The sequence below is a fragment of the Paenibacillus sp. Y301 genome (assembly GCF_059445505.1).
In genome coordinates this window covers 400,585-423,912 of the sequence record NZ_JCAIUL010000003.1, presented here as the reverse complement: position 1 = coordinate 423,912, position 23,328 = coordinate 400,585, and the positions used below count along the sequence as shown (strand labels likewise).

The following is a 23,328-nucleotide window of genomic DNA, read 5'->3' as shown; positions in this document are numbered from 1 at the left end:
GCTATTTTAATATGCTTTTTTTTATTAATAAGAAGCTTAGGCACCCAATTATTTCACAACTATCGTTACGTACAAATTTATTCTCCACAAAAGAGTCAATCCGTGATCATTAAATATCGGAGTGACATTTGGGATGGACGATTATCAAGCTACAGAGTATATCAAATGAAATCGGGATTTTTCATGAAAGAACTTACAAAAAAGGAAATAACGATAGAGGATCAACGTTATACTTCTCTATCTCCAAACGGAGTTTTTGGTTTTGAAACACCGGAGTGGATAAGTGAAAATACAGTCATTTTCTATACTTATGAAGGTCCATATAAATTTAGATTGAAGAACTAACACAAGAGCCATGCGGGTACGAAGACATCACCCAAGCAACTATATTAACACTTTAAACTAATTGAAAACTATTAGGAATATGTATAATATTCATTCACCCAGAAGAACAGAAACGCTCATGATTAAACATCGATCAGCTACTTTAGGTGAAACTACTTTTATTTATGAATTTTACAGAGATACTTTATGGGACTCTTACTTACGAAATTGGATAGATCGGATCTAAATATTTTTTTTACGAGATACTACTAACGATAATAAGGCTATAAATCTGCTTAATATTCAAAGTCCAACTTGGGTCGATGAAACTGAAGTTATTTTACACACATTAAGTGGTGACAAAACAATCATATTAGCCTCTGACATGTCGACAGTTAAGCACTCACTAGAATAATTAATAATTAATAACTTTCTCTAATCCTTTTAATGCCTCAAATATTTTAGTATCATCTCTAGGATCTTGAATTTTTCCAGAGCGTATTTTGTACATATCGTTATCGTATCTTTTAAGCCACATAGATGAGATCGTCGGAATATCAAGATCTAAAAATTGGGAAGAGGACGTGGACCAAAAAGTTCCTAGATATATTCTTTCATTTCCAACAACTACAACAAAAGGTTTACCGCTTACTGGTACTTCCGCTTCTAAATTCCCCTCTAAACTAAGGCCTTCCTTCATTGTAAATTCATGCTCTATCCAATTATATGTTTTAATCTCCTTGTCGGTAAGTACAGGTATTGTTTCTAATGGAAGATCATCAAGCTTTTTACTTATAGCTTCAGTTGTAGATAAGTCTTTAACCAAATAGATTGAGAATTCATTAACAGCTTTCTCCTTATTGCCATTATTACAGCCAACAATTAGGAATAGAATAACATTCAGAATTAAAAGTGATTTTATTTTGGATGACCTCATAAGAACCCCTCTCATTAGACACTCATTAAATTATAGATGTTAGATATATATATAAATATTATATTATCTTCACTGGAGCTCCCTCAGCAACAGCACGAGTCACTCGGATTTCAGATGCCACTAAATTTAATTATCCATTAAAATTTGAGTTGACCCAACTCTCTTTAAATTCATTAATTCGTCATCAGTAATATCACTTATAAAATCTATTGTATTTTCATTTATGTTATATCTATTTAATTTCAAGGATTCCTGTGGAAAATCACTTATATAATCAAAGTGGGCACCATCTTTGCTCCACATAATCCGATAAATACCTAAATAATCTTTTCCCAATGATATATAATTAAATTTCCTTTCTTCCACATCAAATATAGCTAATTTCGATTCAGATATCTTACCATAACTAAATGCTAGTTTTCTCCCGTTAGGTGACCAATTATTTGCACTGATGCTTTCAACGGTTCCTTTACCCGCAGATTTTAAAATATCATTTAAAATAGAATATTCTCCACTTGATAGATCAATTAACATTAATTTGTGCCCAAAATTGTAATATAGAGAAACAGCTAAATATTGATTTGAGGATGATAAAGATACCGAGTAAATATCAATAGGATTTGGATTCACTTGAATTTTGTACTTTTCATTCCCTTTCGCAACAGTTATTGAACTGATTCTCAACATACTTTCAGCTTTTTCTTCTTCTGTGGCATCTCGCTTATCGGCTATAAAGGTAACATCTTTGTCTGACCATGTAATTCTATTTGAAGTCATCTTTATTCTTCCCTCTTGATTTGGAGAATAGTATTGTAACAAATCAATTTTTCCGCCATTTGTTGTCTTTTCTTTTAGATTATTTTGCGAATTTTCCTCAATTGGGTTAGATATCTCGGTCTTATTGGTGCATCCAACAATCATAACTATTGCTAGCGCTAATTCAATCCATATTTTTATAGTTTTCATCTGTTCACTCCTTTTTTCAAATTTGGGTTTGATTACTAAGCTGTTGTCCCGTACTTAGTTATATCTTCAGAGAATATTTTGATTACGTTTTTATCCGCTGTTAAACTTTTAAGTGTAAATTTCAGAACTTAATCAATCTGAGCTATTTTCCATTCCCCTAGATCATTTTTCACAAAATTAAAAGTAGTACCTTTTTCGTCCTTCCCATTAGTCCTGTATTGAACATAAATATCTACTCTACTAAGATCAGCCTCTCTATCTATAATCTCTGGCTTGCCAAAAAAACTATATTGAATTTCTTTAGTTTCAATCCAAAATAGATTGGCTTTGGCACTGATCTCATTGACGAATCCTTCTTCAAATGATATTTTATCTTTGTTTGTAATCGCATTTAAGTTTTTTACTAATTCTTGTAGAATGAAATCATATTTAACATCATTAATATATTCGGAAATGTCGATAGAGACAACTGCGTTCGTAGAATTCACGTTCTCATCGGTAGAAGATCTATCATTTTTTGAATTTAAGTTAGTAATATTAGTGCTCTTAACTGTATTAGAACTATTTTGCTGTGAACAACCAGTAAGAAAAAAACAAACATAAAAAACATAATTACATAACGCATTCTTAATCCTCCTTTTATTGAAATATTAATGGTTATATTTCATCATAGAACAGTAGGATTAACTTAGATGGAGCAATAGCGCAAGCGGTAAGAAACCAACATTTGCTCGGATATCTAACAATGTTTCTTAAACTTTTCTACAAAACTAACGTTAGAATAATTATAGAGACAGAAATTAAATTGCTTCTTTATAATGGGGACGTGCCAGGGCGATTTCAACAATTAAGTAAGATCATAAAAAAACTTAGAAAATTGTATATTTGCATAGGGTAGCGTTGATCGTGATAGAAAATCAGTTGAAGGAGAAGAATGCACCTGCTAAAAAGATATATGTCCAAGAGATAATAAAATCTGTTGGAAAAAGGACTTTCGATGAATCGAATCAATGGTGTACTTGGAGAATGGCTAGCTACCACATTTTCCTCATGACTATATGATGAAGAGATATCTGCTAAATCTATCCGTGACTCCTATTTGTTATTCTATCAATACATTGATAAATTGCAAGAATGATGTTAAATACCACTTATACCGTTTGATGCGGTTTAGCAAGCTTAGGTATAGTTCTATTATAAAATTGAAAACCATTATACTAAGAAATGGAGTTTGAGCCATGATATCAAGCATTGGAAGAAAAGTTTTACTTTTTTTTATAATTATTGTACTGGCAATGGACATTATTCTATTCTTTCTAACAATAACTGGAGGAGACTATTACGTGGTTGTCTTTAATAAAAGTAATAATTTAATTCCTATTATTCTAAATATTTGCATGTTACTTTTATTAGTCAGTAAAAGTAAAGGAAGTATTCTAGGAGTTATAATTATAGCTATTTTAATATGCTTTTTTTTATTAATAAGAAGCTTAGGCACCCAATTATTTCACAACTATCGTTACGTACAAATTTATTCTCCACAAAAGAGTCAATCCGTGATCATTAAATATCGGAGTGATCTTGGCGATGCACGCTTCTCAAGCTACAGAATATATCAAAATAAACCGGGACTTTTCATGAAAGAACTTTCAAAAAATGTAATAAAAATTGAGGGTCCACGCTTTTCTCCTCTATCTCCAAACGAAATTTTTGGCTTTGAAACACCGGAGTGGATAAGTGAAAATACAGTCATTTTCTATACTTATGAAGGTCCATATAAATTTAGATTGAAGAACTAAAACAAGACCACTGCGGATATCGAATAGTCACCTATAACTACTGGGAAAACCATAATTTTTCATTTGATTATTACTGACCCCTCTCATGGTTATAATAAAAAATGCGGCGTTCAAACGCCATTAGTACGGAATATATCCGAATTCTTTACACTGGAGAAGGCAACCCTCCAGCTAATTTTAATACCTCTATTGATAAGGAGCAAGCTCTTATAGAAGCGATTACTACCCAAAATGATATACGCTCCTTGCTTCCCTATTTACATACACGTTTAAATAGTGTAGGGATCGAAGGGTATGGTTATATATGGATGAAGAAAACGGAGTTGAGGAAAAAAACGGATGGGATGCTCTAATATATTAAAACTATCTGAAATCGTTGATAATCCGAAATTAAAAAGGACTTTAAAAACTCAGCCGTATTTGCAGGTATAGTAAATAAAAAGAAAAACGCACGAATAGTAATTTACATGCATTAAATTTCCAAATATATGATAAGATGGAGATACGTTAACAAGACACCCGATGAAAAGATGAAAAAGAGAGACAATTGGGCGCAACACATGGCCTAGATGGTTCGATGTGGAATGTCATTGAAGAGTATGTTATTCAACAAGATAGTGTTAATTAAATTGAATTATTTACCATTATAAATTATTGTTATATTTATGGAGGTGTGTTTTATTGAGAAATTTTTTATTGATTCCAGGTATTATAGCAGGTATATTTAGTTTAATGTTATACTCCTCCTTCGGTAATAATACAATAAAAGTAGAAGGATTAAAGAATTATGATAGCCATGATCCAATTCGTACTGATATTTTCAATCTTGATGGAACAAAAATAAATACACCTGTTCGTGGAGATATTTTTTATCCAGATGGTACAAAAGTAAATGTCCCACAATAATTTGAAACTTGAGGTGTTATAACGTTATTTTTCTTGGTGAGGTAATTGAAATAAATTAGCAGCTTAATACTCACTGATTCTTGTACCTGAATGGATCTTTATTCAGGTTTTTTGTTGTTCTAATTTATTAGTTAAATTAATGTCACTTAACAATTTAAGGATCAGTATATAATTGAGCATTTTGCATTAATCTAAGCCCTTGGTACACAAAGGATTTTTGAGCATAAAAAAGGACTTCACCCCAACTTGGAGAAGTTTTCAAGTGACCAAACGAGAAAACCCAAGGGAGTGAAGTCACTATGTATATTCTCCAAGAAAGTCTATTTTCCTTTGAGGAACTGCAAAAAATCGATTCTAAAGAACGACTACCTATCTTTTTCAGTGCACTCGACCTTCGTCCTTACGCGAAAAAATTGAGAAATCCTTCACCCCGAGGAGCGGATGGCCACTGCCGCGAAGGAATTCTCTGCGCGTTGCTCGCTGCCCCTTTGGAGAACATCGACACGTTCACCGGTTTGCAACGCAGACTCGAATTTGACCTTCGTTTCCGTTACCAGTGTGGGTTACGACTGGATCGATCCGCGCCCTCCATTGCAACCTTGAGTCGTGTGTTTACCGATTTGACCCAAAAAGGTATTGCGCAGTGGTTGTTTGAGGATCTCGTCTCTCAGTGCCAGGAAACTGAACTCAATGACGGAACCCATATTGCCATCGACAGCGCAGCCATCCACGCCTATGAGAAAAAGGAACCGAAACGTAAAAGCGAACTTACAGGCAATGCCAACTGGGAGTGAAGCTCGACACCTTTGGCAATAAAGTCAAGTGGTTTGGCTACAAACTGCATCTGGCCGTCGATACCAAGAGTGAACTTCCGATTGCCCTAAAAGTTACACCCGCACATGTGAACGATGGGGACGAGGGCCCCCCACCCAAGCGATTATTCCAATGAATCCACGGAATGAAAGGGAACCACCTGCAGGCATGACAACCAAAGGAACACCTTGCTGTTCGATGGGGTTTACGATGACGTATTGGGGTCAGGAGAACGAACGTTTGAAATTCCGTTGTCCGCACGCCACTGGAAAAGTCGAGTGCCCTTTGGGTATGGTAGCTTGCTCGACTTCCAATTATGGGATGGTGGTCAAGGTCGACACTCAGCAAGACCTTCGTCGCTATGCGATGCCGCACCGAGAAAGCAGGGGCTGGAAGGAACTCTACAACAAGCGAACCAGTGTAGAACGCTGTAATTCTGTATGAAGACTTATTTAACCGCAGACCAATTGCATGTTTGGGGCATTCAAAAAGTCACGACTCACCAATATTTGAATGCGATTGTGCTTCTTGCTACTGCGCTGGCTGTATCGAGACAACGAGTCACAAACGCCGCTTAAATTTTCAACCTTCCGAAAATTCTGCCCGTCTGTCCATTTACGCCTACACTCTCTCAAAAACTCAATTAGTATGAGGTCTAACCTTGTCTCTCTCTTGAAAAATGAATTATGCAAAATGCTCAATTAACTTAGAACTTATGATTCATTGTATTTTTAAATCAATCGAATTCAGGAGGCATGAATGCAAGATAAAACTTCCCCTAAATATCACCCATTTGTTATTACTGCAGTTTTGATATTTGCACTTGATCTCCTCTATGTTTTTGCACATTTCAATCATTATAGTGTGAGCTTGTTTATAGGGAGTGGCTACATTATACCGCTAATCATTAACATTGGATTTTTAATGTTTATAGCATTCACTTATAACAGATGGTGGTTATATATCCTACCCTCATTTCTCTCTTTTGTGCTAGGCATATATATTGTTATTGTGCTTATTTTTAATTCTCTATCTTCTTGGCAATATGATAATATTCATTCACCCAGAAGAACAGAAACGCTCATGATTAAACATCGATCAGCTACTTTAGGTGAAACTACTTTTATTTATGAATTTTACAGAAAATCTTTTATGGGACTCTTACTTACGAAATTGGATAAATCAGATCTAAATATAATGGTACGAGATACTCACGATAATAAAGCTATGGATCTGCTTAATATTCAAAGTCCAACTTGGGTATATGAAACTGAAGTTATTTTACACACATTAAGTGGTGACAAAACAATCATATTAAAATAGGCTGTTTATCTAGCCTCTGACATGGCAACAGTTAAGATCATTCATAAATACTTCTCAAATAAAGAATTGCCGCTCCACTCCCATTTTAGGAGTGAGCGGCGATTCTTTTTTGTTTTAGATTTCAAATTGCTAGTACTCAGCACTCAATAGAATAATTAAAAATTAATAACTGTCCCTAATTCTTTTAATGCCTCAAATATTTTAGTATCATCTCTAGGATCTTGAATTTTTCCAGAGTCTATTTTGTAAATATCGTTATCACTTTTTTTAAGCCAATTAGAAGCAATACTCGGAATATCAAGATCCAAAAATTGAGAAGATAAATGGGACCAAAAAGTCCCTAGATATATTCTTTCATTTCCCACTACTACAACAAAAGGTTTACCGCTTGCTGGTACCTTCGCTTCTAACTTTCCCTCTAAACTAATGCCTTCCTTCATTGTAAATTCATGTTCTGTCCAATTATATGTTCTAATTTCCTTATCGGTAAGCACAGGTATTGTTTCTAGTGGAAGATCATCAAGCTTTTTACTCATAGCTTCAGTTGTAGATAAGTCTTTTACCAAATAGATTGAGAATTCATTAACAGCTCTCTCCTTATTGCCATTATTACAGCCCACAATTAGGAATATAACATTCAGAATTAAAAATAATTTTATTTTAGATGAACTCATAGGAACCCCTTAATGCTTCTAGTCTTATTGCTCGCTCAAACGCTTTATGTAAAAACTCTTTAGTCGATAAATCCTCATAGTCCCAATTCATAGCTTCTATTGCAGTCGCACCGGAATAACCCGTTCTCACAATTTCTTTCATAACTGTAGACCAATCAATCGTGCCGTCAAAGGGTAACCCGTGCTGGGCATAGCTTCCGTTATCATCATGTAAATGGATTGCCATCAACCGGGAACCATACATGGATAATAAATCTTTATTCGGATAGTAGTGGTAGTGATGTCCACTGTCATAACAGAATCCGATACGTAGGGAATTCACTTGCTCCAGCATATACGCCAAATTGGTAATATTTTTCAAATTCTCAAACGCAACATTGACACCAAACTGTTCAGCTTTTTCAGCGATTCTCTTGATTCTATCGAGTCCCAATGCGTTATATGGATTATCTTCGTGAGGCAGGTGCACCACCATTGTCGGAATCTCAAATCCGGCGCAATCTGCAACACATTGCAAATAACAGTCAGTTAAGGCTTCACCTTCCAGATTGTCAAGCCAGAGGTCGTTTTCATGTTGGACGGGTGTGTGGATATTTTCTATAACAAGACCCGCTTCCCGCGCAAGTTGTGGGCCATTGCGGTAATCATCGGTCCGGCCAAACCCTTCACTCCACCATAATAAAACACCATCAAATCCGGCTTCTTTTATTAACTGATAACGTTCCTTAATAGGCAATTCATAACCAAACCAATCATAAATAGTAATCATAAGCCTCTTCGCCTCGTTTACTTTGAAATATTAAAGAGTTCTTGAACTTCCTTGTATGCTTCATGAGTCCCTATATCATAGCTATCTCCATTGGCGAAATAGGCCTTGACCTCTTTCCTGACATGCAACCATTCCGGGAAATAACTAGGTGCATCTGGATTATTACCTTCACTTAAATATTGCTTGAACAACGGTAACGTATCTTGTCTATAAATATAGATGGCGAACACACCTATGTTGGTCTTCGGTTGTTTCGGTTTTTCTTTAAAAGATAACACACTGCACGATGCATCTAATTCTACGACACCCACACGTTGCAGGTCTTCCAATCGATCTAGTTGTTGAACTAAAATACTGTCTCTATATTCCTCATGAAAGAAATGGATATAATCCTTAAGATCAAATGTGAATATATTATCTCCCGCTAACACGATAAGATCATCTTGTATTTTCTCTTTTTCAATCACGTAATGAATATCGCCTATAGCGCCTAGTTTATTCTCTACAGAAGTTGTTCCATCATTTATGATGTTAATGATTGTAGTGGTCTTTCTTGAATTAGCCCAATCCACAAAAGCCTGATAGAACTTATCGTTGCTTACAATGTAGATTTCAGATATCTCATTTAATTGTTCTAATTGATCTATCATATAATCTAGAATAGTCTGGTTTCCAATAGGTAATAATGATTTAGGTTTATCTCTCGTGATTGGATAGAGCCTTGTTGCATAACCAGCAGCTAGTATTAATGCTTTCATCATATTCCCCTTCCGGCAAGAGCGTGAAACTATACTATGTTCTCTTACTAATTAAACGAATCTGTCCTCGATGATTGATCTCGTCTTCAAAAATGGATATACACGATAAACAATATAAACAAAATGTTATACGCAATTTCAAATGTAAGAAAAGATCTCCATAATGGATGATAGAACTCTGATTCTTTCGAAGTGAATAAGTCCCAATTGTCAGAAGAAATTATTATTATTGATTGAAACAACCGTACCAACAACTTAATCAAGCTGAAGTATAATCCGATCTATACTAGAACTAACCACCCACCTAATCCAGAATAATCTTGCGTGAGATTTCTATATTGCTCCTCTATTAACTCTGGTTCCATTCGTAACTCTCCCTTATGTAGTTATGCAATATTCTTCTTTAATAATGAGAGCATCCATAGATCTTGATATACATTTCTGTAAAAAGCGTACTCTCTTCTAGTAACCCTTCCTTCTTAAATCCTTGCTTCTCTAGCGTTCGAATGGAAAGATGTGATACATAGATGCCGCATCTTGAATCTGAATCTCTCTTAGTAGCAATCTCTCAGTTTCTAGTACTGGGAATAGCTATCGTTCATTAGTCTCCTCCATATCATTTTCCTTTCGATTTTTGGTAGATTAGAATAGTGATTTCGCCCAACCATTTCGAGGTAAATTATACCATAACATATAATATGAAAATACAAATACCCTACCGTTATATTCACGGTAGGGTTTATAATTTTCATCCACGTAAGTGGTATTCAATTTCCGTTAATCCTTAGATTACATTTGCTCAGCAACAATGGTAAACGTCTTCGGGATACCTTTATCGAATACATCAGATGAAAGGTTAGGTAATTCTTCTAAGACTTTAATAAATAGCCCTTCACTTGCAACGGCTGTTACAATTTCTCCAATGGTCCATTTTCTTAGTCGAACAGTCTGAACAACAGGTTCTTTATTCTCAGAAGGAGTGAATTTAGAGAATGATATTTCTTTTTCCTCAAGAGATGTATCGAAATAGTCACCCGTAACTTTATGCTTTCTGATATTAGCTGTTGTGCCTCTTGATGAAATCAATTTCGTTGAGATCGGATGGAAGTCCTGCAGAACTAATCGACCACCTTGAACAAGAAGGTCAGATACCACTTTAAACAATGGGCGTAAGTCCTCAAAATAATGAAGAATCCCAAACTCCATAAACACGATATCGAACGTTCCAGATAACCTGTCCATAGGTAACTTCAGTACATCCGAGACAATATATTCAACCTTAACTTTGGCTGCATCTGCTAATTCTAAGGCATACGTTTCATTCTCAACAGAGAAATCAGCAATCGTAACATCGGCACCTAATAAGGCTAGCGCTACGGCTTTATTTCCATTTGATCCAAGTAGATTGATTATTTTCTTATCCTTAACACCATTCATATGTTCGAACGCGTTACCAATTCTTTTGATTGGATCAGCTATGATCTTCTGTGCTGCTTCATTCGGTGTACCGAAGCGATTAACCCAAGCTTGATACGCTCCCGTATTCCATGCATCCTTATTCTGTTGAAATGGTTCCACTTTCAATTCCTCCATACCCTCATCTGCTGGGATTCATTCATGTATAATTTCCTTCTTCCACTAGAAGGACACGTCAAGAAATCATACCATGTTCGACACATGTCTTCAATTTTTTATTTCTTTAACATCATTTTATGGAATCTGTATCTGTTTAACGGCAACAAATGTAATCCATCGGCTTCTGTAAATAATCTCGGTACCGTTTATATTCTCATTCACTTCTTGTTGTATTTGATGTTCTTTCACGATGTTCCAATCATGGTATGTATCCCTTAATAACGAGAAGGCATGTTCTGTCGTCAGATTTAATTCGATAAGCCCCTGATGCTCTAATCCTGAATGAACCTCGATTTCCTTAACGTCTGTGCTCATTAATATACAATGAATCCCGTTATTCTTTGTTCCTGTCTGCATCTGTTTTAGTTGAGATAGGAATGCTTCCTCTGAACTTACGTGCTCAAGACAGGAACAAGCCACGATATAATCATATTTGTCTGTGGGCATATCATACTTTTCAACGTCTGCAACTTCCGCTACGATAATATCTTCAACCTCATATTTCAACGCATTCTTATGAAGTAAATCAATGGCAGAGGGTATTAGGTCTACGCAAGTAACCGTGCCATTATTATTCTTAACCTCTTGAGCGATAGGAATACTATTTCGTCCTACCCCACATCCTAAGTCCAACACCGAAATATTAGCCATATTGAGTAAGTTCAAGGTATCCATAACTATTTTTACGGGGCGCGCCAACCAACTACCTGCTTCAAAAAGCTCTGTCTCTGCATAGAATTGTTCATGATATAGGATTTCTTTCGAACGGGCTTGAACGAACTGACTCATCACTGGAGTGACTCCTTCCTATTGGTTAATCGAACCAAGCATGTGTAGGGATTTCAATCATGACTTTTCCAATCAATTTTTCCTTATCTATAAAAGGATCAACCCACGCATGGGAGTCAAAGCTATTATTCCGATTGTCACCTAAAAAAAAGTATTTATCTGCAGGTACAACGATAGGTCCATAGTTATAATTCATTTTTTCATTTATATAGGGTTCACTCACCATCTGGTTGTTGCGATAGAGTTCTCCCTCTTTTATTTCAATTTCATCACCAGGTAATCCAATTAATCTTTTAACATATTTCTTATCTTCCGTTGGAGCTTGAAATACAATGATATCTCCGTGATTTAGATTTGTAATCCACATTAATTTCTCCACAATCAGATGATCGTTGATCTGAATCGTAGGGATCATGGACCCCGTAGGTACCTTCATTGCTTCTGCGACATAGGTGCGAACCCCAATGGATACGACAAGTGCGATCAAGATACTAGGTAGATACTGCTTTATTATTTTCATCATGCATTTTCCTCCTTAATACAATTCAATTAAAACTAGGCTCATTTGTTAACACGACAGATGTTTGAATCTGTTCATACGGCACATGCCAGTATTGACGTAATAAGTTCTCTTTAGATTCCTTAGATACAACCTGAAATCCATATTTCTCATAGAATCCGATGGCCCAGAATGCCGACTCCCAAGTACCGATCAGTATGGTCTTCTTCGTATATCTAATCAAAAAAGATAATAAATTCCCCCCGATCCCTTTACTACGCTGATCTGTTCGTACATAAGCATGACGTATCAGTGAAACTTCGCCTTTCTCTTGCAATCCCATCACGCCAACAATCTCATTATCTATCTCGTATCCCCAAAATAACACTCCATCATTAATCTCTTCATTTAATTCATCTAGAGTCATATAGGGTTCCTTATATCGATTTTTAGGTATGATTCCTTTATAGGCTTGCGCAGCATCATTAATAATATCATAGATTGTCTCTATATCATTTACACCACATAACCGAATCATCATTACCCCATCCTTTGTTATCATTTTACTAAATATAACAAATAATGGTACAAACTTCATCAACGGTAAAATCATCACTAAGAAACCTAGACAGATCTCTCCGCTAGGCTGCTTGATATCATGTGAATTACGCTAGTAACAAACAAAAGTTACCTACTTAAGTACTACTCCAACCCTCCATCGGACTACTTGCGGAGGCATACCTTTTCTTCGGAATTCTGCCTGCCTCGAATCCTAATCTACCTGCTGTAATAGCAAGTTTCATGGCTAAGGCCATCTTCACCGGATCTTGTGCCCCTGAAACAGCAGTATTAAGTAATACGGCATCTGCCCCAAGCTCCATAGCAAATGCTGCATCCGCAGGACTTCCTATCCCTGCATCCACAATGACAGGAACTGTTGCTTGCTCAATAATAAAAGATAGGTTCAACGGATTAATGATACCTTGACCTGTTCCAATGGGTGACGCACCCGGCATGATGGCATGAACACCTAAATCTTGTAGCCTTTTGGCTAACAACACATCATCTGATGTGTAGGGCAGAACGATAAATCCTTCATGTAATAACATCTCTGAGGCTTTTAACGTCTCCACTGGATCGGTTAACAGCGTCTTCCAATCCCCAATCACTTCAACCTTAATCATATCGCATAATCCAGATGCCTTCGCTAATTTAGCAATCCGAACCGCCTCTTCTGCTGTTGTAGCTATCTTCCAGATGTTAGCCACCCCCTACAAAATGAACGATCTCAACTCGGTCTCCATCCGATAAATACGTCTTGTCATGATCTGATTTTTCTAAAATTTGCTTATTCAACTCGATAATAAGCATCTTGTTCTCCAAGCCAAAATGTACTAATACGTCTGCCATTTTCCTACAATCACTAGGAATATCAATTCGTTCTCCATTAACTTCGATCATCATACTGGAGCCCCTTCCTTGTCTAGCACACTTTTCTCATGCCGATCTACTCGATAAGCCTCTAGAGAAAGCTCCTCTTCCTTCTTTCCTTCGACCCAATCTGCTACAAGCTTCCCAGTCATTGGACTAAGTAGAATACCATTACGATAGTGACCTGTTGCAACATATAATCCTTTCCACTGAGGATGTTCACCCAAATAAGGTAACCCATCCAGTGTCTGTGGACGTAAACCGCTCCAAACACGCTCCCACTCTGCGTCAACAATATCTGGTAAGAGTCGCTTCGCTGCATCTAACAGTTTGGAGATGCCACCTAGAGATACCCTTCGATCATAGCTATGTGCGTTCGCCGTTGCTCCAACCACGATACGTCCTCCCTTCTTCGGAACTAAATAGCATCCGTGACTAACTATTGTGGATTGAAGTAGTGGGATATGACTCAAAACAGAGAAACACTCTCCCTTAACCGGATAAATTGGACATGTTACTCCAACCTGTGCAAGAAGAGATCCGCTCCACACTCCTGAAGCAATGATGATATGTTCAGAGTGGAGGTCCCCGTCACTAGTTATCACCCCAGTTATTCTGAAGGAATGATTTCACCTCAGTAAACTCTTTTATTTGTGCTCCAAGGGCTACTGCAGCTTGTGCAAATGCTGCGCACAATTCAGGAGCATCGACTTGACTGTCCTCTTCTATTCGCATCGCCCCTCGTATGTTCTATTTGCTTCATCTGATCATTGTCCTCCTTCATTTGTAAGTACTTACTTCATCTTTCGCTTCGAGATCACTCCTATAGAGACCATATACTTGAACTGTCTAATGCCTCACGATAGTCCTTTACGGACTTTAAGGGATTGTGGCTTTCTGTAATACCCGATAATACTGCAATACCAGAAGCTCCAGATGTCATGATCTGATGCACATGATCCGGCTTAATCCCTCCAATCGCAATAACTGGAATAGAAACTTTTTGCACCACTTCCTCTAATGCTCGTATTCCTCTGGCTGCCTGGTTAGGCTTAGAATCTGTCGGAAAAATATGCCCATACATCAAATAATCAGCACCTTCATTGCACATCGCTACTGCTTCATCGACATCATGAACAGAACGTCCTATTAACATTCTCGGAAAGTCTCGCCTTACTACCTGTACTTGTAAGCTATGGCTACCTAATTGGACGCCCAGCGCACCCGTCGCCCAAGCAATGTCCACTCGATCGTTAATTATTACTTTACTGAGAGGAACTCCACCTGCATTCATAGCTAGTGCTCCTTCCCAGATTTCAGACGTACTGCATAATTTCTCCCGCAAATGAAAGGCAGTCACATAAGGATGTATAAGCGCTGCTATCTTCGCAAAGTGCTCCAAATTGGATTGACCATTAGAGATCACATGTAACTCTCTCGCCGTCACTGCAATCAACCTCCCTTCCCCCTGACTACTCTTCTCGTTAACAACATGTAAACATAGAAATCAACAAAAAGGGCCACCTTCTACATAGAAGGTGGCCCTATAACTATAGTAAAAATAATGTAAACGTATATACGCATACAAAACTTATGATAACCATGTCTTTGAGCTCACTTCCCTACGCTGGTATAATCCAGATCAGGTTCAAAGGGTTTGGAATTCTCCATTCCGTCTCAGCCAAATAGCACCCCTAGTGATCTAACGTATTTAATTAAAATTCATAGTAACATAAATATTGGAAAAATAGAAACCTTTTTTTCTAAAGATAACATTTCGTTATCACCCTATTACGTTACTTTATTTAAGACGATTCCCAGTGCTCTCTCCATCTTTAGCACGTATCCTGAATCACGACTCGAGCATAAAAAGGTGGTCTTCGTTTCTCCTTGAGCATTCCGTTGAAGATTACCTTTTAACACTTTTCTTAATCGATTCACAGTACCCTTACTTCCATCAACGATATGAATATGATCGGGTAACATTTGTGTTAATATGTCTTTATAAAAGGGATAATGCGTACACCCTAGAACAATCGTTCCATATGTACTGAGATCGAATTCTGATAGTTTACACTTGAAGTACTCTACTATCGTATCCGTATCGAAATTTAAATCCTCACAGAATTCAACTAACTCGGGTAATGGTAACGAATCTACGATGCATTGATCATCTATTCTAGATACTAAATCTGTGTACTTAGATAATCTCAAAGTCAACGGAGTAGCAAAGACAAGCACTCTTTTTCCCGTTGATCTAGTTATCTCTATAGCCGGTTTAACAGCAGGTTCCATACCCACAATGGGTATACGATAAGTACTTCTTAATTCTGCAACCGCTATACTGGTTGCCGTGTTACAAGCTATGACGATCGCCTTCACTTGTTGTTCTTTCATCAGCGTTTCAATTGCAGTTTTTACATACCGTTTTACTTCTTCCGTTGATTTGGTTCCATAAGGAACATGAAGTGTATCCGCATAATAAATATACTCCTCCTGTGGGAGTTGCTTGATGGCCTCAGCTAGTACCGTTAATCCGCCTAATCCTGAATCAAAAAAAGCTATTTTCATTGGTTTCACCTTTCAACATCTGCTTTTCAAAATAAACACTATTCTTCTATTCCATCATAATCATTGAGAAAATAGGTATCTCTAATCTCTAACCTATCCTTCTGCCCATTCCTTAAAGAGCTGTATCATCTCTTCTAGATTACGTAATCCACCCGCACCTTCAAAATAACCCTCTTTAATCCAACATCTTACCCAGTCATTGTCATCTCGATCGAGGATAATTTCATTTAAAGGTTTACCTTCCAATTCCGTTTCAAGTAATGGAATGGTCACTCTCCATCCTGGCGTATCTATGGATTCAATCTTCAATACATGGGTTTGCTCCCATTCATCATCACAATAACTTGCATACCAGCTTTCTAACCATTTCAGATAACTCATCTGTCTCAGCCTCTTTCTACTTCTTTATATGTTACGTCATGCCCATCCAAATCATTTCTATTCTTTATGATATATCAAAACCTCCTATTTGTTTAATTCTAATGTAATGAAAATATTTACATTTACAATTCCGCCACTTACGCCACTTCTGTACACTACATTCAAATCATTCAGTCCATCTTGATTGTAATTAACATTCCACGCTGCGTCGTAATCATGATCTCTTTGGTTTCGATACGCACATTCAATGAATCCATGGGATCAATTTGTGTGCATCGTTCCTTGCCTGATGTTCCTGACTCACCGAGTACAGCGGATATCAACCAATGGACACCTGACTCCAACCTTGCTTGTAGCGTTGGAATCCCTGTTCGGGTCTGCATAATGTTCGTATTCGCATTTGCATAAATAATATCAGCTTGCGTATACCCCTTTACATTACGAATGCCGCTTTTCCCATGAGAATTGGATGCTATCACTCCGATCTCGCTTAAGGATGCCACTTGATCGAACTCTAACCCCAGTGCGAATCCACCCTCAGCCACATCTAACTGCCTCTGTGTCCCTACCCTATGGATGCGTATATGCCATGGAAGGCCTGCTATGATCCATGACTTCACCTCTACATTGGACCAAGGCTTCCATCTTGCAAACAGCACATTGTCCTTGATGAAGGACTCCTCATTCTTCCTTTTGACACGGAAGATGTTGTCACATTCGCTTAGAGCTAACATCGAATCGAAAGCCCCTTGGGACAACCCCCACTCTGCTCTTGGTACACTAAATCCAAAAGCCGTTGAATAGACGAACTTCTCATATTTAGCCGAAGTATGTGTGTGTTCATTCGATGATAAATGACCTGTGTTAAATGCAGTTACATGTCCATTCTCCTCTTCACGACAGATGACCAAATGAGCAGGCAACTGCACTTTCATGTTACTGATCAGTGGTAACGGTAACTCTTCCGCTTGCCAGAAAGGGTGATCCTCAGAAAGAGCTAAGGGGAGAAATGTCTTCATTGCCCAATAAGGAGACCCCGGAGCATTGTAATTCTCAGCCAAGATCAGATTCGGATAGGCATACCCTATCGTAAGCACACCATGTGCATCAAATATAGGTTGCTGGAACCACCAACATAAATTACGCATAATGAGTCCCTTTATGACTCCTAGCGGTAGAGAATCTATTTCCGCAAAAGCCATTGCGCTCCAGAATGCCGACTGTGCGAATCGATAACTTAAACTTCTTCCATAAGGAAGAGCTGCACCCTCAGGTGTGAACCAATGGATGAATTCATTCGCAAATTCCATTGCTCTCTCCTTGTAAATTCGTGTTCTCACGGGATCCTCTTCACCCATTAATTTCACATATAAGAGACTATAATAATGAATAGCGAATGGACCGTAGTAATCGACGTGTGCGCCGACCCCATCAGAGTACCAACCTTCAGACATATAGAAATCATCGATTCGATTCAAGTTGCTTTCCATTTGTTCTTTGTCGAAAGGAAGTCCTATTTTACGGAAGCCTATATTGACCAGTACGTTAAAAAATAACCAGTTACAATCATGACAAGGATGTTGGTTGATCTGATCTAACCATTGATACAAATGAAGTCTTTCTAGTTCATTCAGGGGACCCCAGATTCGATCAGGAATTAACGCAAGGGCGAACCCGAACGCTGCCATTTCCACCAGTCGCTGATCATAATCAGCTACAGCTCCCCAGTATTCAACATGTTCAGGGTTAGTTCCGTTACGAATCCCCTCTAAACAGATGTCCCAGAGCCCCTCTTCAACGCCTCCTGCTAGCAACGGTATAAGTCCCCACAGTACTCGCGAGAATCCTTCTATCTCTGCACTGGATGATGGACATCCAGATCCAGTATTTCCTATTTGTAAACGTGTATTACCCTCGCTATAATGTGATTTTAACGGGTAGGTAATTTGCCGGAATGCCTCTTCCATATCCTGCTTTGTTTGTAATGGATTTAGACTAATCTGATTCCCATACATATTCATATAACCCACTCTCCATACTTAACGATTCCTGTATAATCTTCTATCGATACCAACTGATATTTGGAATGCGATTACATCTGTATGTACAACTTATTCCCAATAAAACGGTCCTTTACCTCTTAGTCGTGCTAGCCCTTCCACAAAGAAAAAATCTCCGTATATTAGTGGCACGTCAACATTCTGTCCACCTGGATAATGGCTTGTTCCATGAAGAATCAGTCCTTCTTCGCTAGTATCGTCCCATGCACCATAATTTTGGTACAGTGATTCTAGCATTCGTTCAGCTGGTTCTCGATAGACAGACTCTTCTAGCTCATCCACTTTCTCAGAAAGTAATAGTAGCCCGCTCGCTGCGCATGCACCTGCAGATGAATCTCTGAATTTCCGTTCTTCGAATGGCGCTCGGAAATCCCAGTGCGGTACAAGATCTTCCGGTAGTCGACTGAGGAAGAAGTGTGCAACGCGCTTCGCGGCATCAAGATATGCCTTCTTACCTGTATGATGATAGGCTAACGTCAATCCATATAACGCCCATGCAGCCCCCCGTGACCAGGCCGATTCTGGTGCATAACCCTGTCCACCTATTCCCTCTATGAACTCTCCCGTATGCGGATCGAACTTCACAATATGATAGACAGATCCATCTGGTCGGATGAAATGCTCAAGCACAGTATCCATATGTGCTTCTGCGATGTGGCGATAGCGAGGATCACTACTAATCTCGGACGCCCAGAACAGGAGTGGGGTATTCATTGCACAATCGATAATAGCTAATCCAGTATTGTCTTCGCCTTCATACCACGGATTCCAAGCACGGATGTACCGACCCTTCAAGTTAAATCGAGCAGCTAAGAAATTGGCGGCCTTCATGGCCCTCACTTTCGAGATCTCGTTACCTATTATCTTATACGAGGCTATGCTCGTTAATGTCCATATAAAGCCCAGATCATGATCTAGACGTACATAGTCGTTCAGTACGGCATCCAATTTTTCTTCGCATTGTTCCGCTATAACCTTCAAGCTATTATTTTGGCTATCGTTGTATAGAAGCCACAATATCCCCGGCCAGAAACCTGCTGTCCACCAGAACGGCTCTTCTAATGTATAAGTACCCCCTTGACTCGCGTGAGGGAATCCTGCCCCTATTCGTTGACTATTACGCTGTGTTTTCTCTAATGATTTTGTCCATGCTTCTTCTAACCATTCATGTTTACCAGATGTCTTCATTTCTAACCACCTACCCATCGACTGTATTTTTAATAGATTTAAGTCTTGTGATTCTACTATCCCCTGTACTCCACCGGAGTGACACCTGCATGGGCTTTAAATGTCTTAATGAAATAGCTCTGGTTGTCATATCCGAGCAGTTCACAAATCGTACCTACCGTATTATTGGTCTGATCCAGCAGTTCTTTAGCCCGCTCCATCTTCAGCCCTGTAACGTATTCGATAAAAGTCATCCCTGACTCCTTCTTGAACAACCTACTGAAATAACTAGAGTTCAGATGGAGATGGTCTGCCACCTCATCTAAACTAATTCTTGTATTCAATCGAAGAGATACGTATTTACAAGCCTCCGCCACTTCCACCCTTTTGCTTGCTCCGACTCCTGTTCCCGACACCGCTGCGATCGATTCTAGATGCTCATTCAACCATACACCTAGCTCAGATATTGAATCTATATCCACGATTTCTTTGTGTAGGGTATCTGCCGAATAGGAGGGTCGAATCGATTGGCGTGAATATAACTTAAGTTTTAAATCGAGAAGTAACTTGAGCATCCAATCCTTAACCATCTCTGATGGGTACCTTTCCTTCTTTATAAGTGAAATACATACATTGGCAACCTCTCGAGCTTTGGACGATCGCTTCTCTAGTAACACTTCACGAAGTTCTGAACTAGTCTGATCATAGTAAGCGAAAAGATTCTGTCCAAGATTGAATTCAGTTGTGGATCTCTTTTTTGTAATCTCACCTGTTTCTAAGTAAAAACGCTGTTCTTCATTCACAAGTAATTCATTCAATCTCTGCTTTAGAATTTCCGGCGTATCACAACCGGTGCCCATAATGAAAGACATGCGAACTTTAAGCACTTTAAACAAAGTGGACTGAATGAGCTTCAGATGAGAAATCGTTTCATCGTAAATATTCATTTTGAGGCTAGGTCTATAAGAGAAAAGGAGAACCGAAATCCTTACGTTGTATCCGATATGAATCCCCTCTGGCTTTAACCCATTCATCACTTCGTTCATCACATTACTTATCGCAAAATGCAACGTTTGATCAGATGAGAAACGGTACTTGACTAACCGATAATCTTCTAGGTAACCGAAGACTGGCAAGCAATATTCCCCCTCACTAAACAACCCATACTCTATCGCATCCTGCTTCCATTTGTCTGCCGAGATTAGAGGTTGATGGATGAAGTTCTTAATAATTTGTTCTTTGCGCAACTCCTTCGTTTCGCTGAACAGATGTCTCATGTGTAATTGTATCGAGCCCGCATGCGTCTCCACATCCATAGCATCTTTGAAACGACGGAGTAATTGAACTAGATCTGCTGGTACCAACATATCCTTGATAAGGTAATCCTGTACATTCAGACGCATAGCTTGCTGTGCATATTCGAATTCGTTGTGACATGACAAGATCGCAATTCGCACATCTGGCTTCAATTCCCTAATACGTGCGGATAGCTCCAGACCATTCATTCTTGGCATTCCGATATCGGTAATTAGAATGTCAGGAGTCTCCCGCTGAGCATGCTCCCAGGCATTCCAACCATTTTCATGCGTTCCCATTAAGCGAAGCCCAAGTTCTTCCCATTGAATTGTATCAGACAACAGTTCGATGACAGGGTAATCATCATCCACTAACATCACGTTATACATTCCGTATCCCTTCTCTCTAGCGGTATATGCATCTCAATGATTGTTCCTGCTTCTGGTTCGCTGTGTACTTTAATGGTGAACTCCTCTCCGTAAAGTATTCTCATTCGCTCTACCACATTCTGTAGACCTATTCCAGAGAATACTCCCTTACCCTCTTCCTCGACATTCGTGTGAGGCACATGAATCGCTATCTTTCTTAGAATAGTTTCTTTTTGGATTGGTTCCATACCTTTTCCATTGTCTTGCACAGTCAGGACTAGATGCCCTTGCTCCTGATTAACCTTAATACCAATCGTTCCCGATTTCTGAGCGAATCCGTGGATTAGCGCGTTCTCAACGATCGGCTGAAGAAAGAATCTTGGCACCTTAACTAGAAAGGCCTCCGGAACAATATCAAGTTCAAGATTCACCTCTTCCTTTTGCCTTAGATTCATCAAATTCACATAGTGGGATATGAGATCAATTTCTTCATGAAGGAATATTTCATCTTCCTCTCGACTAATAGTCATTCGAAGTAATATGGATAGTGAACCAATCATTCGAGCACTCTCTGAGTCCCCCCGCTTCATGACTTTCATTCGAATAGAGTTAAGTATATTGAACAGAAAATGGGGGTTGATCTGCGCTTGTAGCATCTTCAGCTCTGCCTTTCTTTTGCGTGCTTGGGTATCCGAGACTTCAGCAATCATCTCTGTAACCCGATCCAACATCTGATCGAACAACCAGCCTAGACGACCAATCTCATCATGACCACGCACACCTGAGCGTACTTTCAGATTACCTCTCTGCACCGCAGTTGTGACTTTGCCCAGCCTTACTAGTGGCTTCGTGAATGCTCTAACCAGGGCAATAAGCAGAACGAGAAAAACAAAAAATGAGATCAACTGATAGATAAACACACGACTGAAAATGGAACGGATATTTACGATTGCATCTTCATAAGGTTGCATTAGGACAAGGTGCCAATCAGCAAGTGCTATCCTCTTTTGTGCTATAAGGAATTCTTCACCATGAATGCGGATAATGGAGGAAGTTTTGGAGCTGTCTATATCTAAATATGATATCGTGGTCCCAATGTCATTCTGATCTCGCTTCGATATAACTACTCCTGAATCATTTACTAACATCGCGTCATCCACTGCGGATGGCCTACTTATAATCTCGTTGATCTGATCTTCCATGACTGTCACAACGACGTAACCGTAAATATCTGAATTAGCCAGTCTTAATGTGCGCGCAACCGAGATTTGATAGAGATGATCGAACTTATCATTTTGAAATGCTGTCGGCTCAGCTTCGGTCCAATAGGATTGTAATCCTTTTAATTCTTTTAACTGATCGAACCATGGTTCATTCAGAATTTCCATTGGGTTGAAATCGTTTACAGAATAATTCATAAAATATGATCCATTTGTAAGTAACACGGTTACATAACTTTTGTCTCCAACTACGGTCAAACTGTCTAACTGCTCCAGAACGCGGTTGGCAGCCATGAACTTATGGTATGGATCACTCTCCTCATTACCCGAAGCGACCATCTTGAAGTATGTATTTAACTCCGAGTTCACCTGAACGTAATTCGCAGTTTTTAGCATACCTTTAAGTAGATTTGTCACCGACCCATTTACTAACTCTAGTGAATCTTCTACATTGGATATCGCCTGCCGCTTTACTGCTTCTTCGGTCAAAAAGTTGAACATGAGCAAGGTGAACACCGCAGGAACCAGAATACAAGCGATTGATGCCAAGATAAGCTTGTGACGAATAGAACGTGGTGCCAGGTCCCTAATGCGGTTTATCATGATTTGATTCCACCATCCACTGATCAAATAAGCAAAAGG

At 38.6% G+C, this 23,328-nt stretch carries 23 protein-coding genes, 3 pseudogenes and 1 riboswitch; of the genes and pseudogenes, 6 read left to right on the top strand and 20 right to left on the bottom strand.

From position 1 onward, the window contains the following. On the top strand, nt 1-345 hold a 345-nt coding region (locus tag AC1D69_RS08380), incomplete at its 5' end, for a hypothetical protein (protein WP_495455665.1). Nucleotides 346-739: 394 nt separating this feature from the next. On the opposite strand, the gene AC1D69_RS08375 is transcribed toward AC1D69_RS08380, so the two are convergent. The 3 genes from AC1D69_RS08375 to AC1D69_RS08365 form a co-directional block, all read right to left on the bottom strand. After that, a complete protein-coding gene (locus AC1D69_RS08375) occupies nt 740-1,261 on the bottom strand; it encodes a hypothetical protein (protein ID WP_495455664.1) in 522 nt (173 codons plus the stop codon). Between the two features lie 126 nt (nt 1,262-1,387). Beyond that, complete coding sequence (locus tag AC1D69_RS08370; RefSeq protein WP_495455663.1) at nt 1,388-2,227, bottom strand: TolB-like translocation protein; 840 nt, start codon at nt 2,225-2,227, stop codon at nt 1,388-1,390. Between the two features lie 128 nt (nt 2,228-2,355). Beyond that, nucleotides 2,356-2,715: a hypothetical protein gene (locus tag AC1D69_RS08365; protein WP_495455662.1), complete on the bottom strand. Its 360-nt coding sequence runs from the start codon at nt 2,713-2,715 to the stop codon at nt 2,356-2,358. Nucleotides 2,716-3,465: 750 nt separating this feature from the next. On the opposite strand from AC1D69_RS08365, the gene AC1D69_RS08360 reads away from it, so the two are divergent. From AC1D69_RS08360 to AC1D69_RS08340, 5 genes and pseudogenes are all read left to right on the top strand, one after another. After that, a complete protein-coding gene (locus tag AC1D69_RS08360; protein ID WP_495455661.1) occupies nt 3,466-4,026 on the top strand; it encodes a hypothetical protein in 561 nt (186 codons plus the stop codon). 101 nt (nt 4,027-4,127) lie between these two features. Next, a complete protein-coding gene (locus AC1D69_RS08355) occupies nt 4,128-4,379 on the top strand; it encodes a hypothetical protein (RefSeq protein WP_495455660.1) in 252 nt (83 codons plus the stop codon). 328 nt (nt 4,380-4,707) lie between these two features. Then, nucleotides 4,708-4,932, top strand: a complete 225-nt coding sequence (locus AC1D69_RS08350; protein ID WP_495455659.1) for a hypothetical protein — start codon at nt 4,708-4,710, stop codon at nt 4,930-4,932. A 299-nt stretch (nt 4,933-5,231) separates the two neighbouring features. Then, nucleotides 5,232-6,323: pseudogene (locus AC1D69_RS08345) on the top strand (transposase). A 181-nt stretch (nt 6,324-6,504) separates the two neighbouring features. Next, a complete protein-coding gene (locus tag AC1D69_RS08340; RefSeq protein WP_495455658.1) occupies nt 6,505-7,068 on the top strand; it encodes a hypothetical protein in 564 nt (187 codons plus the stop codon). Nucleotides 7,069-7,223: 155 nt separating this feature from the next. Here AC1D69_RS08340 and AC1D69_RS08335 read toward each other — a convergent pair whose 3' ends face one another. The 17 genes and pseudogenes from AC1D69_RS08335 to AC1D69_RS08255 form a co-directional block, all read right to left on the bottom strand. Further along, nucleotides 7,224-7,742 carry a hypothetical protein gene (locus AC1D69_RS08335; protein WP_495455657.1) on the bottom strand — a complete coding sequence of 173 codons (519 nt, stop codon included), beginning with the start codon at nt 7,740-7,742 and terminating at the stop codon, nt 7,224-7,226. Beyond that, complete coding sequence (locus AC1D69_RS08330) at nt 7,729-8,511, bottom strand: sugar phosphate isomerase/epimerase family protein (protein WP_495455656.1); 783 nt, start codon at nt 8,509-8,511, stop codon at nt 7,729-7,731. Before AC1D69_RS08330 ends, AC1D69_RS08335 begins: the two co-directional genes overlap by 14 nt. A gap of 17 nt (nt 8,512-8,528) precedes the next feature. Beyond that, on the bottom strand, nt 8,529-9,272 hold the full coding sequence (locus tag AC1D69_RS08325) for a nucleotidyltransferase family protein (protein WP_495455655.1): 744 nt from the start codon (nt 9,270-9,272) through the stop codon (nt 8,529-8,531). Nucleotides 9,273-10,058: 786 nt separating this feature from the next. After that, nucleotides 10,059-10,847, bottom strand: a complete 789-nt coding sequence (locus AC1D69_RS08320) for a class I SAM-dependent methyltransferase (protein ID WP_495455654.1) — start codon at nt 10,845-10,847, stop codon at nt 10,059-10,061. 132 nt (nt 10,848-10,979) lie between these two features. Beyond that, nucleotides 10,980-11,693: a class I SAM-dependent methyltransferase gene (locus AC1D69_RS08315; RefSeq protein WP_495455653.1), complete on the bottom strand. Its 714-nt coding sequence runs from the start codon at nt 11,691-11,693 to the stop codon at nt 10,980-10,982. Nucleotides 11,694-11,718: 25 nt separating this feature from the next. After that, nucleotides 11,719-12,216: a signal peptidase I gene (gene lepB, locus AC1D69_RS08310; RefSeq protein WP_495455652.1), complete on the bottom strand. Its 498-nt coding sequence runs from the start codon at nt 12,214-12,216 to the stop codon at nt 11,719-11,721. A gap of 22 nt (nt 12,217-12,238) precedes the next feature. Next, nucleotides 12,239-12,733: a GNAT family N-acetyltransferase gene (locus tag AC1D69_RS08305; protein ID WP_495455651.1), complete on the bottom strand. Its 495-nt coding sequence runs from the start codon at nt 12,731-12,733 to the stop codon at nt 12,239-12,241. Nucleotides 12,734-12,887: 154 nt separating this feature from the next. Next, nucleotides 12,888-13,439 (bottom strand): annotated as a pseudogene (locus AC1D69_RS08300) (thiazole synthase); the annotation flags it as partial. A 13-nt stretch (nt 13,440-13,452) separates the two neighbouring features. Next, nucleotides 13,453-13,656, bottom strand: a complete 204-nt coding sequence (thiS, locus tag AC1D69_RS08295; protein ID WP_495455650.1) for a sulfur carrier protein ThiS — start codon at nt 13,654-13,656, stop codon at nt 13,453-13,455. Next, nucleotides 13,653-14,358: pseudogene (locus AC1D69_RS08290) on the bottom strand (FAD-dependent oxidoreductase). The gene thiS and the pseudogene AC1D69_RS08290 overlap by 4 nt, the downstream one beginning before the upstream one ends. A gap of 88 nt (nt 14,359-14,446) precedes the next feature. Beyond that, the gene (locus AC1D69_RS08285) at nt 14,447-15,070 is read right to left on the bottom strand and encodes a thiamine phosphate synthase (protein ID WP_495455700.1); all 624 of its coding nucleotides are present in this window, start codon (nt 15,068-15,070) and stop codon (nt 14,447-14,449) included. A gap of 155 nt (nt 15,071-15,225) precedes the next feature. Beyond that, nucleotides 15,226-15,329, bottom strand: a riboswitch (TPP riboswitch). Between the two features lie 85 nt (nt 15,330-15,414). Then, the gene (gene murI, locus AC1D69_RS08280; RefSeq protein WP_495455649.1) at nt 15,415-16,194 is read right to left on the bottom strand and encodes a glutamate racemase; all 780 of its coding nucleotides are present in this window, start codon (nt 16,192-16,194) and stop codon (nt 15,415-15,417) included. A 93-nt stretch (nt 16,195-16,287) separates the two neighbouring features. Beyond that, nucleotides 16,288-16,575 carry an immunity 53 family protein gene (locus AC1D69_RS08275; RefSeq protein ID WP_495455648.1) on the bottom strand — a complete coding sequence of 96 codons (288 nt, stop codon included), beginning with the start codon at nt 16,573-16,575 and terminating at the stop codon, nt 16,288-16,290. A gap of 170 nt (nt 16,576-16,745) precedes the next feature. Next, the gene (locus AC1D69_RS08270; RefSeq protein WP_495455699.1) at nt 16,746-18,590 is read right to left on the bottom strand and encodes a DUF2264 domain-containing protein; all 1,845 of its coding nucleotides are present in this window, start codon (nt 18,588-18,590) and stop codon (nt 16,746-16,748) included. Between the two features lie 96 nt (nt 18,591-18,686). Further along, nucleotides 18,687-19,823, bottom strand: a complete 1,137-nt coding sequence (locus AC1D69_RS08265) for a glycoside hydrolase family 88 protein (RefSeq protein WP_495455647.1) — start codon at nt 19,821-19,823, stop codon at nt 18,687-18,689. Between the two features lie 56 nt (nt 19,824-19,879). Continuing rightward, nucleotides 19,880-21,487: a response regulator transcription factor gene (locus AC1D69_RS08260; protein WP_495455646.1), complete on the bottom strand. Its 1,608-nt coding sequence runs from the start codon at nt 21,485-21,487 to the stop codon at nt 19,880-19,882. Then, nucleotides 21,475-23,289 (bottom strand): sensor histidine kinase, encoded by a 1,815-nt coding sequence (locus tag AC1D69_RS08255; RefSeq protein WP_495455645.1) that lies wholly within the window; start codon nt 23,287-23,289, stop codon nt 21,475-21,477. Before AC1D69_RS08255 ends, AC1D69_RS08260 begins: the two co-directional genes overlap by 13 nt. Nucleotides 23,290-23,328: the final 39 nt, after the last annotated feature.

Bases quoted from the DNA above. Each gene is read 5' to 3' on its own strand.
- AC1D69_RS08375 (WP_495455664.1), bottom strand. From the start codon at position 1,261: ATGAGGTCATCCAAAATAAAATCACTTTTAATTCTGAATGTTATTCTA.
- AC1D69_RS08370 (WP_495455663.1), bottom strand. From the start codon at position 2,227: ATGAAAACTATAAAAATATGGATTGAATTAGCGCTAGCAATAGTTATG.
- AC1D69_RS08360 (WP_495455661.1), top strand. From the start codon at position 3,466: ATGATATCAAGCATTGGAAGAAAAGTTTTACTTTTTTTTATAATTATT.
- AC1D69_RS08355 (WP_495455660.1), top strand. From the start codon at position 4,128: ATGCGGCGTTCAAACGCCATTAGTACGGAATATATCCGAATTCTTTAC.
- AC1D69_RS08340 (WP_495455658.1), top strand. From the start codon at position 6,505: ATGCAAGATAAAACTTCCCCTAAATATCACCCATTTGTTATTACTGCA.
- AC1D69_RS08335 (WP_495455657.1), bottom strand. From the start codon at position 7,742: ATGAGTTCATCTAAAATAAAATTATTTTTAATTCTGAATGTTATATTC.
- AC1D69_RS08330 (WP_495455656.1), bottom strand. From the start codon at position 8,511: ATGATTACTATTTATGATTGGTTTGGTTATGAATTGCCTATTAAGGAA.
- AC1D69_RS08325 (WP_495455655.1), bottom strand. From the start codon at position 9,272: ATGATGAAAGCATTAATACTAGCTGCTGGTTATGCAACAAGGCTCTAT.
- AC1D69_RS08315 (WP_495455653.1), bottom strand. From the start codon at position 11,693: ATGAGTCAGTTCGTTCAAGCCCGTTCGAAAGAAATCCTATATCATGAA.
- lepB (WP_495455652.1), bottom strand. From the start codon at position 12,216: ATGATGAAAATAATAAAGCAGTATCTACCTAGTATCTTGATCGCACTT.
- AC1D69_RS08305 (WP_495455651.1), bottom strand. From the start codon at position 12,733: ATGATGATTCGGTTATGTGGTGTAAATGATATAGAGACAATCTATGAT.
- thiS (WP_495455650.1), bottom strand. From the start codon at position 13,656: ATGATGATCGAAGTTAATGGAGAACGAATTGATATTCCTAGTGATTGT.
- murI (WP_495455649.1), bottom strand. From the start codon at position 16,194: ATGAAAATAGCTTTTTTTGATTCAGGATTAGGCGGATTAACGGTACTA.
- AC1D69_RS08275 (WP_495455648.1), bottom strand. From the start codon at position 16,575: ATGAGTTATCTGAAATGGTTAGAAAGCTGGTATGCAAGTTATTGTGAT.
- AC1D69_RS08270 (WP_495455699.1), bottom strand. From the start codon at position 18,590: ATGTATGGGAATCAGATTAGTCTAAATCCATTACAAACAAAGCAGGAT.
- AC1D69_RS08265 (WP_495455647.1), bottom strand. From the start codon at position 19,823: ATGAAGACATCTGGTAAACATGAATGGTTAGAAGAAGCATGGACAAAA.
- AC1D69_RS08260 (WP_495455646.1), bottom strand. From the start codon at position 21,487: ATGTATAACGTGATGTTAGTGGATGATGATTACCCTGTCATCGAACTG.
- AC1D69_RS08255 (WP_495455645.1), bottom strand. From the start codon at position 23,289: ATGATAAACCGCATTAGGGACCTGGCACCACGTTCTATTCGTCACAAG.